Origin of the sequence: Pseudomonas sp. B26(2017) (genome assembly GCF_002113045.1) — a bacterium.
Lineage (GTDB): Bacteria > Pseudomonadota > Gammaproteobacteria > Pseudomonadales > Pseudomonadaceae > Aquipseudomonas.
The window spans coordinates 16,165-28,560 of sequence record NZ_NEJJ01000003.1 but is presented as its reverse complement, the minus strand read 5'-3'; the positions used below and the strand labels follow the sequence as shown (position 1 = coordinate 28,560).

Annotated in this window: 13 protein-coding genes; 11 read left to right on the top strand and 2 right to left on the bottom strand. The window is 59.4% G+C overall.

The annotated features are described in order from the left end of the window. Positions 1-50: 50 nt before the first annotated feature. On the top strand, positions 51-854 hold the full coding sequence (locus CAF79_RS05335) for an IclR family transcriptional regulator (protein WP_085696967.1): 804 nt from the start codon (positions 51-53) through the stop codon (positions 852-854). 1 nt (position 855) lies between these two features. Here the strand turns inward: CAF79_RS05335 and CAF79_RS05330 are convergent, their stop codons facing one another. Next, positions 856-1,908, bottom strand: a complete 1,053-nt coding sequence (locus CAF79_RS05330) for an NAD(P)-dependent alcohol dehydrogenase (protein ID WP_085696966.1) — start codon at positions 1,906-1,908, stop codon at positions 856-858. Positions 1,909-2,099: 191 nt separating this feature from the next. Here CAF79_RS05330 and CAF79_RS05325 point away from each other — a divergent pair, with 191 nt between their 5' ends. Then, positions 2,100-2,990, top strand: a complete 891-nt coding sequence (locus CAF79_RS05325; protein ID WP_085696965.1) for an AraC family transcriptional regulator — start codon at positions 2,100-2,102, stop codon at positions 2,988-2,990. Between the two features lie 66 nt (positions 2,991-3,056). Here CAF79_RS05325 and CAF79_RS05320 read toward each other — a convergent pair whose 3' ends face one another. Beyond that, positions 3,057-4,721, bottom strand: coding sequence for an electron transfer flavoprotein-ubiquinone oxidoreductase (locus CAF79_RS05320; protein WP_085696964.1), 1,665 nt, complete (start codon positions 4,719-4,721; stop codon positions 3,057-3,059). Positions 4,722-5,246: 525 nt separating this feature from the next. Between CAF79_RS05320 and CAF79_RS05315 the strand changes: the two genes are divergently transcribed. The 9 genes from CAF79_RS05315 (at position 5,247) to CAF79_RS05275 (ending at position 12,281) form a co-directional block, all read left to right on the top strand. Further along, a complete protein-coding gene (locus CAF79_RS05315) occupies positions 5,247-5,996 on the top strand; it encodes an electron transfer flavoprotein subunit beta/FixA family protein (protein ID WP_007950859.1) in 750 nt (249 codons plus the stop codon). Further along, positions 5,997-6,926, top strand: a complete 930-nt coding sequence (locus tag CAF79_RS05310; protein WP_085696963.1) for an electron transfer flavoprotein subunit alpha/FixB family protein — start codon at positions 5,997-5,999, stop codon at positions 6,924-6,926. An 80-nt stretch (positions 6,927-7,006) separates the two neighbouring features. After that, on the top strand, positions 7,007-7,843 hold the full coding sequence (locus CAF79_RS05305) for an ABC transporter substrate-binding protein (RefSeq protein WP_085696962.1): 837 nt from the start codon (positions 7,007-7,009) through the stop codon (positions 7,841-7,843). 9 nt (positions 7,844-7,852) lie between these two features. Beyond that, positions 7,853-8,209 (top strand): DUF4398 domain-containing protein, encoded by a 357-nt coding sequence (locus CAF79_RS05300; protein ID WP_170929698.1) that lies wholly within the window; start codon positions 7,853-7,855, stop codon positions 8,207-8,209. Continuing rightward, the gene (locus CAF79_RS05295; RefSeq protein WP_085696960.1) at positions 8,206-9,018 is read left to right on the top strand and encodes an OmpA family protein; all 813 of its coding nucleotides are present in this window, start codon (positions 8,206-8,208) and stop codon (positions 9,016-9,018) included. The genes CAF79_RS05300 and CAF79_RS05295 overlap by 4 nt, the downstream gene beginning before the upstream one ends. A gap of 201 nt (positions 9,019-9,219) precedes the next feature. Continuing rightward, positions 9,220-10,659: a PLP-dependent aminotransferase family protein gene (locus CAF79_RS05290; protein WP_007950868.1), complete on the top strand. Its 1,440-nt coding sequence runs from the start codon at positions 9,220-9,222 to the stop codon at positions 10,657-10,659. Positions 10,660-10,733: 74 nt separating this feature from the next. Beyond that, positions 10,734-11,213 carry a translation initiation factor 2 gene (locus CAF79_RS05285; RefSeq protein WP_085696959.1) on the top strand — a complete coding sequence of 160 codons (480 nt, stop codon included), beginning with the start codon at positions 10,734-10,736 and terminating at the stop codon, positions 11,211-11,213. Between the two features lie 166 nt (positions 11,214-11,379). Continuing rightward, entirely contained in the window at positions 11,380-11,634 is a 255-nt protein-coding gene (locus CAF79_RS05280; RefSeq protein WP_085683506.1) for a YkgJ family cysteine cluster protein, read from the top strand. Between the two features lie 41 nt (positions 11,635-11,675). Beyond that, entirely contained in the window at positions 11,676-12,281 is a 606-nt protein-coding gene (locus CAF79_RS05275; RefSeq protein WP_085696958.1) for an START domain-containing protein, read from the top strand. Positions 12,282-12,396: the final 115 nt, after the last annotated feature.

Genomic DNA, 12,396 nt, shown 5'->3' with positions numbered 1-12,396 from the left:
CGGGCGACCATAATGCCGCCCGTTCCCTCGCTCAACGCTAAAGGCTGGATATGCAGGAAGACGCCCCAAAAACCGCCAAGGACGCCGCGCCGACCGGCACCCAGACCCTGCTGCGCGGGTTGGGTGTGGTGCAGGCCGTCGCCAGTGGCGCCCGCGATCTCAAAGAGATTGCCCGCCTGATCGGCACCACGCGCAGCACCACTCATCGTCTGGCCAGTTGTCTGGTGGACGAGCGCTACCTGCGCGTCGTGCCGCAAGTCGGTTATCTGCTGGGGCCGAAATTGATTGAGCTGGGTTTCCAGGCGCGCGAAGAGTTACCGCTGGTGACGTTGGCCGGGCCTTACCTGGACGAGTTGTCGGCGCTGACCGGCGATACCGTTCACCTGGGAATCCGTGAAGGCGACGAGGTGCTTTATCTGCTGAAGAATCCGGGGCGCAACGGCCCGGAAATGCGCTCGCGGGTCGGCCATCGCATGCCGCTGGTGCGCACCGGGATCGGCAAGGCGCTGATGCTGGATGACGCGCCGAAGGACTGGCAGCGTCTGTACGACATCAGCCTTCCGGCGGGTGGGAAAAGTCAGTTCTGGCCGCAGCATCCCCAGCAGTCGTGGGAACAGCTGGAGCAGCGGATGACCGAGTACGTGGCCGGCGGCTATGCGTTCGATCTGGAAGACAACGAACCGTCGATCCGTTGCGTGGCGGCGCCGATCCGCGACGCGAGCAAGCGCATCGTCGCGGCGATCAGCATCGCCAGCACCGTGCCGTACATGCCGCTGGAAAAAATGGCCGAGCTGATTCCCCTGATCAAAGGGGTCACGGCCCGGCTTTCGGCAGAGCTTGGCTTGAAGGTCTGAATCAGAGCTTCAGAGTCGCCATGTCGATGACGAAACGATACTTCACGTCGCCGGCAATCATCCGCGCGTAGGCTTCGTTGATCTGGCGGATGTCGAGCATTTCGATGTCGCAGCTGATGTTGTGCTCGGCGCAAAAATCCAGCACTTCCTGGGTTTCGGCGACGCCACCGATCAACGAGCCGGCCAATACGCGACGGCCCAATACCAGTTTGGCGGCGTGGACCGGTGGATCGATCGGTTCGATCAGACCCACCAGAATGTGCACGCCGTCGAAGCGCAGGGTGTCGAGGTACGGGTTGAGATCGTGCTGCACCGGAATGGTGTCGAGCAGGAAGTCGAAACGACCGGCCGCAGCTTTCATCTGCTCTTCGTCGGTGGAGACGATGACGTGATCGGCACCCTGGCGACGACCTTCCTCAGCCTTGCTCGCCGAGCGGGTGAACAGCGTCACTTCGGCGCCCATGGCCTTGGCGAACTTGATACCCATGTGACCGAGGCCACCCATGCCGAGAATCCCGACCTTGTCGCCGGGCTTCACGCCGTAGTGTTTGAGCGGCGAGTAAGTGGTGATTCCGGCGCAGAGAATCGGTGCCGCGGCTGCCAGATCCAGTTTCTCGGGGATGCGCACCACGAAGTGTTCGCTGACGACGATGCTGTCCGAATAGCCGCCCATGGTGTTGCTGCCGTCGACCCGGTCCGGGGTGGCATAGGTCATGGTCGGGCCTTCGAGGCAGTATTGCTCGAGGTTCGACTGGCAGGCTTCGCAGGTGCGGCAGGAATCGACCATGCAGCCGACACCGACCAGATCGCCTACCTTGTGTTTGGTGACGTTCGCACCGACGGCGGTGACTTTTCCGACGATCTCATGGCCGGGCATCAACGGGTAAACGGCGATGCCCCATTCGTTGCGCGCCTGGTGGATGTCGGAGTGGCAGACGCCGCAGTACAGGATGTCGATGGCGACGTCGTCGGCCCGAGGGCTGCGGCGTTCGAATTTCATCGGGGCGAGGGGCGTGGTGGCCGTTTGAGCGGCATAGCCGATGGCGGTGTACATGTGAAACCTCGCAAAAGCAGTGACAAGTGAGGCGGCGCATTCTGGGCGCCGTCCGGTCGTCCGGCCATGGCGATTCCTCCGGGTGTCATGCCTAATCCTCCGGCATGCGGGGTTGATCGGTCGCATTGGCAAAAGGATCTGCGATGATGCTTTTATCCCTTTTTCCGTGATTTTTTCTGAAGAGCCACCCGATGCAATTGACCCGTCACCTTGATGCCAACGCCACCCTGGTTTCGCTGATCGAACCGCTGGCGCTGCGCGATGGTTACAGCCAGACCGGGCTGCCGGGCGTACAGGTGCTGCGCGCCAGTTGCGACGTCGCCCGTGGCCCGCATATTTATGAGCCGAGCCTGCTGATCATTGCTCAGGGCAGCAAGCTCGCGTATCTCGGCCCTCGCACCATGGAATACGGCGCCGGGCATTACCTGATCCAGGCCTTGCCGGTGCCGTTCGAGTGCGAAACCTATGCGTTGCCGGATGCGCCGTTGCTCGGTGTGTCGGTGGCGATCGACCGGGTGCTGCTCGGTGAATTGGTGCTGGCCATGGGGCTGGCGCCGGGGCGGCATATTCCGGCGCAGACACCGGAATCGATGACCTCGGTGGTGCTTGACGATGAGATGCGCGGTTGCGTCGAGCGCCTGCTGCGTTGTCTGCACGATCCGCTGGAGTGCCAGATTCTGGGGCCGGCGCGGGTGCGTGAATTGTTGTTCGTCGCGTTGCGCGGACCTCAGGCCGATGTGTTGCGGGCATTGGTGGAGCAGCAGGGGCAGTTTGCACGTATTGCGGCTTCGATCAGCCATTTGCACTCGCACTACACCGAACCGTTGAACGTCGAGACATTGGCCAGTTGCGCGAACATGAGCGTGTCGACCTTTCATGAGCATTTCAAACGCAGCACGCTGTTGTCGCCGGTGCAATACTTGAAGCGTTTACGTTTGTTGAAGGCGCAGACGTTGTTGATCGCCGAGGGATTGGGGGTTGCGCAGGTGGCGCACCGGGTGGGGTATCAGAGCACGTCGCAGTTCAGTCGCGAGTACAAACGCTATTTCGAGCGTAGTCCGGGGGATGAGCGGGCGGCTTGATCCTTTACAAATCGCAGGCAACAAAAAGGCCCCCATACAGGGAGCCTTGATGTTCAGCGGATCGACTTACATGTTCGGGTAAGTCGGGCCGCCAGCGCCTTCCGGCGTCACCCAGGTGATGTTCTGCGAAGGGTCCTTGATGTCACAGGTCTTGCAGTGCACGCAGTTCTGGGCGTTGATCTGGAAGCGCTTCTCACCGTCTTCCTTGGTGATCACTTCATATACGCCGGCCGGGCAGTAGCGCTGCGCGGGTTCGTCGTACATCGGCAGGTTGCGGCTCAACGGGATGGTCGGGTCGGTCAGCTTCAGATGGCACGGCTGTTCTTCTTCATGGTTGGTACCGGAGATGAACACCGAGCTCAGCTTGTCGAAGCTGATTTTGCCGTCGGGTTTCGGGTAGTCGATCTTCTTGCAGTCGGCCGCGAGCTTGAGGCAGGCGTAGTCCGGCTTGGTGTCGTGCAGGGTGAACGGCAGTTTGCCGCCGAAGATGTTCTGGTCCAGCCAGTTGAAACCGCCGCCGACGATGGCACCGAACTTGTGGATCGCCGGGCCGAAGTTGCGGCTGGCGAACAGTTCTTCGTAGAGCCAGCTCTTCTTGAAGGCGTCGACGTAGGTGGTCAGTTCTTCGGTGCCATCCTTTTCAGCGAACAGCGCGTCGGCCACGGATTCAGCGGCGAGCATGCCGGACTTCATTGCGGTGTGACTGCCTTTGATCTTGGCGAAGTTCAGGGTGCCGAGGTCGCAACCGATCAGCGCGCCGCCCTTGAACACCATTTTCGGCAGCGAGTTCAGGCCGCCCTTGCAGATCGCACGTGCGCCGTAGCTGATGCGCTTGCCGCCTTCCAGATATTGTTTCAACACCGGGTGATGCTTGAGGCGCTGGAATTCGTCGAACGGCGACAAGTAGGTGTTGCTGTAGGACAGATCGACGATCAGGCCGACTACAACCTGGTTGTTTTCCAGGTGATAGAGGAAGGAACCGCCGGTGTTCTCGGTGCCCATGATGTCCATCGGCCAACCGGCAGTGTGCACCACCAGGCCTGGCTGGTGCTTGGCCGGGTCGATTTCCCAGATTTCTTTCAGGCCGATGCCGTAGTGCTGGGCGTCGGCATCGCTGTCGAGGTTGTAGCGCTTGATCAGCTGCTTGCCGATGTGACCACGGCAGCCTTCGGCGAACAGCGTGTATTTGCCACGCAGTTCCATGCCCGGGGTGTACAGGCCTTCTTTCGGATGGCCTTCGCGGTCGACACCGAGGTCGCCGGTGATGATCCCGCGCACCACACCGTTTTCATCGATCAGCGCTTCCTGAGCGGCGAAGCCCGGGTAGATTTCCACGCCCAGGTTCTCGGCCTGCTGAGCGAGCCAGCGGCACAGGTTACCGAGGGAGATGATGTAGTTGCCTTCGTTGTGCATGGTCTTGGGCACAAAGAAGTCAGGAATTTTCTGCGCGCTTTCGGCGTTTTTCAGCACGAAAATGTCATCGCGGGTGACTGGCGTGTTCAGCGGGGCGCCGAGTTCTTTCCAGTCCGGGAACAGTTCGTTCAGGGCCCGTGGTTCGAATACGGCACCGGACAGGATGTGCGCGCCGACTTCGGAGCCTTTTTCGACCACGCAGACGCTGATTTCCTTACCGGCTTCGGCGGCCTTCTGCTTCAGACGGCAGGCGGCGGACAGGCCAGCGGGGCCGGCACCGACGATGACCACGTCGAATTCCATGTATTCGCGTTCCACAGGCTATCTCCTACTCAAGGCTCAACAGTTTTTTTTCTAATTTGGAGGTTCGGTGTCGTATCCGTTATTGCCTTTACGTTAACGTCAAGGCTAATAATGGGCAAACCACCTTTCTCTCTAGGCGGCGCATTATATCTACACCACTCTTAGCGTCCAATACAAACGTTTGTTTGAATCGGCTCCAGCCCAGAGAAATCAAAGAAGCGCGGCTTATGACAGGGCATTTTGGCGTATTGACCAGAATGGGCGTTCCGGTCAAGATACGGGCGGTTTTGCGCTCGCCGTAGGCTGAATGGTGGTTTCAAGAGCACCTCTAAAGACAGGGCGTAGGCGGTAACCGGTGATGCGCAGCGCAGGTTTGGCGCGCAGTTTACACACCGCGGCGCGGCATGACTCATCGGTCACGACTGACGAACGGTCATCCCGCTCAGCCGGCGTTTTTAGAGGTGCCCTTGTGCCCGATGAGCATCAACCGCCAGGTTCGCCTAGGCGACTTTCTTTTCACCGGAGAGTAACGAGGAATCCATGAAGGTTCTTGTAGCTGTCAAACGCGTTGTGGATTACAACGTCAAGGTTCGCGTCAAGGCGGACAATTCCGGCGTAGACCTCGCCAACGTCAAGATGTCGATGAACCCGTTCTGCGAAATCGCAGTGGAAGAAGCCGTACGCCTGAAAGAAAAAGGCGTTGCGACTGAAATCGTCGTCGTCTCCATCGGTCCGTCCACTGCTCAGGAACAGCTGCGTACCGCACTGGCTCTGGGTGCCGACCGCGCCATCCTCGTCGAATCCGCTGAAGACCTGACTTCCCTGGCCGTGGCCAAACTGCTCAAGGCCGTGGTCGACAAGGAACAGCCTCAGCTGGTGATCCTGGGCAAACAGGCCATCGACAGCGACAACAATCAGACTGGCCAGATGCTCGCTGCACTGAGCGGCTACGGTCAGGGCACTTTCGCTTCGAAAGTCGAAGTCTCCGGCGACAGCGTTGCCGTGACCCGCGAAATCGACGGCGGCGCGCAGACCGTTTCCCTGAAACTGCCAGCGATCGTCACCACCGACCTGCGTTTGAACGAGCCGCGCTACGCGTCCCTGCCAAACATCATGAAAGCCAAGAAGAAGCCTCTCGAGACGCTGACTCCGGACGCTTTGGGCGTTTCCACCGCCTCCACCAACAAAACCCTGAAAGTCGAAGCGCCGGCCGCACGCAGCGCAGGCATCAAGGTCAAGTCGGTGGCTGAACTGGTCGAGAAACTGAAAAACGAAGCGAAGGTAATCTAAATGACTATCTTGGTTATTGCTGAACACGACAACAAAGTGCTGGCCCCGGCCACTCTGAACACCGTTGCTGCCGCTGCCAAAATCGGTGGCGACATCCACGTTCTGGTTGCAGGCCAGGGCGCTGGCGCCGTGGCTGAAGCCGCTGCGAAAATCGCTGGCGTGAGCAAAGTCCTGAACGCTGACAATGCTGCCTACGCGCATCAGCTGCCGGAAAACGTTGCTCCGCTGGTTGCCGAACTGGGCAAGGGCTACAGCCACATCCTGGCTGCCGCCACTTCCAACGGCAAAAACATCCTGCCGCGCGTTGCTGCCCAGCTGGACGTTGACCAGATCTCCGAGATCATCTCGGTAGAAAGCGCTGACACCTTCCAGCGCCCGATCTACGCCGGTAACGCCATCGCTACCGTGCAATCGACCGCTGCGATCAAAGTGATCACCGTGCGTGCCACCGGTTTCGACCCGGTTGCCGCTGAAGGCGGTTCGGCTACTGTTGAAGCGGTTGCTGCTGCTCACAACGCCGGCACTTCCAGCTTTGTCAGCGAGGAACTGGCCAAGTCCGATCGTCCTGAGCTGACCGCTGCCAAGATCGTCGTTTCCGGCGGCCGCGGCATGCAGAACGGCGATAACTTCAAGCACCTGTACGCTCTGGCCGACAAGCTGGGCGCTGCCGTGGGTGCTTCCCGCGCCGCGGTCGACGCAGGTTTTGTACCGAACGACATGCAGGTCGGTCAGACCGGCAAGATCGTTGCGCCACAGTTGTACATCGCCGTCGGTATCTCCGGCGCGATCCAGCACCTGGCCGGCATGAAAGACTCCAAAGTGATCGTTGCGATCAACAAGGACGAAGAAGCACCGATCTTCCAGGTGGCCGATTACGGCCTGGTGGCGGATCTGTTCGAAGCCGTACCTGAGCTGGAGAAGCTGGTCTAATCCGGCTGCTTCACTTATAAAGAGCCCGACCTTTTGGTCGGGCTTTTTTTTGTCTCGGATTTGAGTGGGAGCGTTTCGCCATGGATCTGCATCGTCGGTTGGGCTGCTCGTGGTTGCTGGGGCTGGCATTGTTGCCGGGCCTGTCGGTGGCGGCGGGCAAGTGCGAGCGGCTCGTCGTGACCGGCAGCCCGGATGCACCGCCGTACCTCTGGCAGGATCCGCAGAATCCCAAACAACTGATCGGTGCCAGTGCCGACCTGTTGCAACAGGTGGCCAAGGATCTGGGCATCAAAGTCGAACTGCTGTATGCCGGCAAGCGTTCCCAGGCCCTCGACGAAGTGCGCAGCGGGCGCATGGACATGCTGGCCGACGCGCCGATGACCTTCAATGAGCTGGAAAATTTCGACTACATTCACCCGCCGTTGCTGGAAAACGATTACCTGGTATGGACGCGTAAAGGCTCGACGCTGGTTTACACCGAAGCCATTGATCTGCACGGGCATACCGGCGGCTTGTCGGAAAAGTCTCGAATGACTCCGGCATTCGGCACTTTCGCCGAGCAGCAATTGACCCTGAGCCGTACGGCAAACCTGACCCAGGCGTTTCAGAAACTTCTGCTGGGCGAGGTGGAATATGTACTGGCCGGTCGCTATTCGGGCATGGCGGCCGCGCAGGCACTGGGTATGGCCAATGATCTACTGGCCTTTGAACAACCTATCGATCGGCCTGGTCTGTTCCTGGCGGTTTCGCACAACTCGGCCTGCAACGATCCGTGGTTGCGCGGACAGCTGGCCAAAAAGATGACAGAATTGCCCGCATCCGGCCTGACGGAAGCCGCGCTGCAACGCAACATCGAGCGCTGGAAGGCGCAGCAGCAACAGCCACCGCAAGCACCTGTCAGCGCCCCAAAACAGTAGGGATTCTTAGTGAGTAATCGACTTCTTTTCGCGGCCATGGCCGTTCTGGCCCTGGCCGGTTGCGCGAGCGATCCGGCACCCAACGAACAAATGCGCCTGACCGAGCAGGCCCTTGAGCAAGCCAAAGCCGTGGGCGCCACCGCCGAAGACGTGCCGGAAATGAAACTGGCAGAAGACAAGTTCAACCGGGCCAAAGGCAGTATGGCGGGTGAGTCTTACAAAAATGCGCGAATGCGATTCGAACAGGCCGAACTCGACGCACGTCTGGCGGAAGCCAAAGTGTTGACCCAGAAGAGCGAAGAGCATGTGAATGTGCTCAATACCCGCATCGTCCGACTGCGCAAGCAACTGGGGGATGCCCAATGAGCCCGAAGTCCAAAGCCATTGGCGCTCTGCTCCTTGCCGGTTGCGCCAGCCTTTACGGCTGCGCCGGTCAGCACAGCGAATCCGCATTGCAGCAGGCCAGCACCGATTTCCAGAAGGTCAAGGAGGATTCCAACGTGCTGCGCATCGCGCCGAAAGACGTGATTCGTGCCGGCGAGTCCCTGGCCCGTGCCGATCGACTGTCGACGTACTGGGGCAGCGGCTCGGACGTGGTGCATTACGCCTACCTGAGTCAGCGCTACAGCGAAATTGCCCGTGAGCACACCAATCAGGTCCTCAACGAAGAGCGCGCAGCGAAGCTGGAACTGGAGCGCCAACGCCTGCAACTGGCACTGCGCGAGTCCAAACTGCTGAGCGTGCAACAGCAGGGTAAATGGCTGGAAGAGCAGATCGTTGCACTGGCCACTACCCAGACCGACCGTGGTCTGGTGATGACCCTGGGTGACGTGCTGTTCGACACCGGTGAAGCCGAACTGAAAAACTCGGCCAACCGCGTTGTGCTGAAAATCGTGCAGTTCCTGCAACTCAACCCGAAACGCGTGGTGCGTATCGAGGGTTACACCGACAGCACCGGTGGCAAACAGGAAAACCTCAAACTGTCCCGCGATCGCGCGCAGTCGGTAGCAGACGTGTTGACGGATCTGGGCATCGACGAAAAGCGTATTCAGGTCGAAGGTTACGGCGACGAATACCCGGTGGACGCCAACGCTTCCGAGCGCGGGCGTGCACAGAATCGTCGGGTTGAAATCGTGTTCTCCGACGAAAAAGGCCAGCTCGGCGCCGCCCGCTGAGGGTGGCGTTACTGGAAAGCCCGGGCTGTCAGGCAGCGCCGGGCTTTTTTACGTCTGTCGATTACCTCACAAAGCAGTACAGATTTCACCGACACTGCACTGTATGGTTGACTAATATGGCAACTGTCCCAGTACACTTCCAAACTGTTCCGGTATTGTTTCACACAAGAATAAAACGCCCGTGAAATCGAGTGCTGCGTCATGACCAATCTCTTGCTCTACCAACGTATTGCTCAACAGCTGGCCGAAGATATCCGCCGTGGCGTCTATCAACCGGGCGAGCGCGTGCCTTCGGTGCGCAAGATGAGTTCGCAGCTCAACGTCAGCCATGCCACGGTGCTGCAGGCTTACGCCAACCTCGAGGATCAGGGCCTGATCCGCGCGCGGCCGCAGTCCGGTTACTACGTGCACCAGACTCCCGCACTGACGGCGCCCACGCCGGACATCGCCCGGGTCGAACGGCCAGGCCTGGTCACCCGCAGCAGCATCATTCAGCAAGTATTGGTCGAATCACGTCGTGAAGGCGTGTTCCCGCTGGGAGCGGCGGTGCCGAGTGTCGATTACTTGCCAGTGCGTGCCCTGCATCAGCAACTGGCCAAGGTCACCCGGTTTCACAGCCCTCGGGCGTTCAGCTATATGTTCAGCCCCGGTTTCGAACCGTTGCGCCGGCAAGTGGCAATTCGCATGCGCGATGCAGGCGTGGTCGTTGACCCCTCGGAAGTAGTGATCACCCACGGCTGCGTCGACGCCTTGCAGATGTCGTTGCGGGTGCTGACCCGCCCCGGCGACCTGATCGCCGCCGAATCACCGACTTATTACGGACTGCTGCAACTGGCGGATCTGCTGGGCCTGAAAGTCATCGAGATCCCCAGCGACCCCGCCACCGGCATGAGCCTCGAAGCCCTGCAACTGGCGGCCAACCAATGGTCGATCAAGGCGCTGGTGCTGACCACGCGCCTGAGTAATCCGCTCGGCGGCACCATGCCAGAGGAGCGTCAAAAACAACTGCTGAGACTGGCTTCGGACTTCGATATCCAGATTGTCGAAGACGACATCTATGGCGAGTTGATGTTCGAGCAGGGCCGCACCAAGTCGCTCAAGGCCTACGACCGGCTCGATCGGGTGATCTATTGCTCGAGTTTTTCCAAGACGTTGTCCCCCGGTGTGCGCATCGGCTGGATGATCGCCGGCAAGTATCAGCAGGAAATCCAGCGCTTGCAGACCTTCAGCACCCATTCGGCGTGCAGTGTCACGCAAATGGCCATCGCGGCTTACCTGGAAAACGGTGGTTATGACCGGCATTTACGGTACATCCGCCAGGAATACCGAAAAAATCTCAGTGCGTTCCAGCTGGCGGTTCAGCAGTACTTTCCCGAAGGCACACAGATGACCCGGCCGACCGGCGGATTCATTCTGTGGGTCAGTCTGCCGGGGCGGGTCAACACCCAGGAATTGCACGTGCGGGCGCTGCAACAGGGCATCAGCATTGCGCCGGGCCTGATTTTCAGCAACACCGAGCAGTTTAACCACTGCATCCGGTTGAACTGCGGCATACCGTGGAATCGTGAAGCGGAACGGGCGCTGATGACCCTTGGCATGTTGGCGACCCAGCTCTGCCAGGAGATGGCCGGCGGATTTTGAAACAGTGGCGGAGCTTGTCATGTGGCGTCCAACAGGCGAGCATATGGCCCTCTGCCGTTAGCTTCGTTGGGTTCATGAAAGCGAAATTTTCTGTCGCCTGGGTTGTGCTCTGCCTGTTGATGATGGGTCATGTGCCTGGCGCGACGGCGGCCGCGGCTCAGGAAAAGACGCCGGCTGCAGCCACCGCGAAAAAAACGGTCACGGTCAAGAAAGCCGTTCCAGCGAAGAAAGAACCGCAGAAAAAGGCTGTTCCAGCCAAGAAGCGCGCTCCGGTCGCTTCCAAGTCCAAGTCGGCGAAAGAAGTGGCCAAGACGCCGTTGCCGTCCACGAAGCTCGATTTGAGTCTGCCCAAAGACATGGTCCAGGAATTGAAACCGCCTGGCTCCGTGACGCTGCCCAAGCGCGAACCGATCCTGCCGCAAATGTTCGGCGACAAGAACAGCGGGTTCCAGCTCAACGGCCGTTTGCTCAGCAACGAAATGCAGTTGCAGCTGCGCAATGAGGAGCGTCGGGAAGTCGAAGGCGCGGCGCTGGATTTCGAGTTCAAGCAATAAATCGTCCCCATCGGTGACCCGCAGACCAGACGCTTTGTCGGAGACTGGTCAGTCACTTTCGTTTCTGCGTAAAAACCCCGGTTCAGGGAATTTAAAACAGCCGTTTAAGCGGTTACCCTGTTCCGCGTCCCTTTAACACATTGCCCGCTGCGAGGAACGCGTCGTCATGAAATGCCGTGAAGGCTGTGGCGCCTGCTGCATTGCCCCCTCCATCAGTTCGCCGATTCCAGGCATGCCCGATGGCAAACCTGCCGGTGAACGCTGCGTTCAGTTGTCGGTCGATAACCTGTGCAACATTTTCGGCCGACCGGAGCGTCCGGCGGTCTGTTCAGGCTTCAAGGCCGATCCCGACGTCTGCGGCAGCAGCCAGGAAGACGCGATCAGACTGCTCGGATGGTGGGAGCAGATGACGGCGGCGTGATGTGTCAAACGAACGGAACTTCAACAATAAGGAATAAGACTATGGGTTCGCTGCATCGTATCGCTGTGTTGTGTGGTTTGACTGCCGTGCTGGCCACCTCGGCCGCCCAGGCTGAAGACTGGAAAGTCGCCAAGAACGAGGACGGCATCAAGGTCTCCCTGAGCGAAGTGCCGGGTTCGGACTACAAGTCTTATCAGGGCGTGACCTTGATGAAGACCACCATCGCTAAACTGCGCGCCTTGCAGGAAGACGTTTCCGGTGCGTGCGCCTGGATTCACGAGTGCAAGACCCAGAAACTGCTCAAGCACGAAGGTGACCAGAGCTGGACCTACACTCAGTTCAACACGCCATGGCCGGTCACTCCGCGCGACTCCATCCTGCATGTCACCACTGTTGAAGGCGCCGATGGCAGCCTGACCCGCAATCTGGAAGGCTTGCCGAAGTACCTGCCCGAAGAGAAGGGCTTTGTGCGGGTCGCGCAGGTCAAAGGTTTCTGGAAGTTCGTGCCAAAGGGCGATCAGGTTGAAGTGACTTATCAGGTTCACACCGAGCCAGGTGGCAGCGTGCCGTCGATGATCGCCAACAAGTTTGTGGTCGATGCACCGTTCAACACCCTGAAAGCCTTGAAAGAACGCGCCGAGAAATAAATATCGCGTTCATCTGTAAACGCCCCGAAGAATTCGGGGCGTTTTGTTTTCAAGGCTTATTGTGTTTCCGGATATGCGTTGAACGAAATTTTCACAAAGTCTCCAAGACAATTCG

Bases quoted from the DNA above. Each gene is read 5' to 3' on its own strand.
- CAF79_RS05315 (WP_007950859.1), top strand. From the start codon at position 5,247: ATGAAGGTTCTTGTAGCTGTCAAACGCGTTGTGGATTACAACGTCAAG.
- CAF79_RS05295 (WP_085696960.1), top strand. From the start codon at position 8,206: ATGAGCCCGAAGTCCAAAGCCATTGGCGCTCTGCTCCTTGCCGGTTGC.
- CAF79_RS05290 (WP_007950868.1), top strand. From the start codon at position 9,220: ATGACCAATCTCTTGCTCTACCAACGTATTGCTCAACAGCTGGCCGAA.
- CAF79_RS05275 (WP_085696958.1), top strand. From the start codon at position 11,676: ATGGGTTCGCTGCATCGTATCGCTGTGTTGTGTGGTTTGACTGCCGTG.
- CAF79_RS05305 (WP_085696962.1), top strand. From the start codon at position 7,007: ATGGATCTGCATCGTCGGTTGGGCTGCTCGTGGTTGCTGGGGCTGGCA.
- CAF79_RS05330 (WP_085696966.1), bottom strand. From the start codon at position 1,908: ATGTACACCGCCATCGGCTATGCCGCTCAAACGGCCACCACGCCCCTC.
- CAF79_RS05310 (WP_085696963.1), top strand. From the start codon at position 5,997: ATGACTATCTTGGTTATTGCTGAACACGACAACAAAGTGCTGGCCCCG.
- CAF79_RS05280 (WP_085683506.1), top strand. From the start codon at position 11,380: ATGAAATGCCGTGAAGGCTGTGGCGCCTGCTGCATTGCCCCCTCCATC.
- CAF79_RS05335 (WP_085696967.1), top strand. From the start codon at position 51: ATGCAGGAAGACGCCCCAAAAACCGCCAAGGACGCCGCGCCGACCGGC.
- CAF79_RS05285 (WP_085696959.1), top strand. From the start codon at position 10,734: ATGAAAGCGAAATTTTCTGTCGCCTGGGTTGTGCTCTGCCTGTTGATG.
- CAF79_RS05325 (WP_085696965.1), top strand. From the start codon at position 2,100: ATGCAATTGACCCGTCACCTTGATGCCAACGCCACCCTGGTTTCGCTG.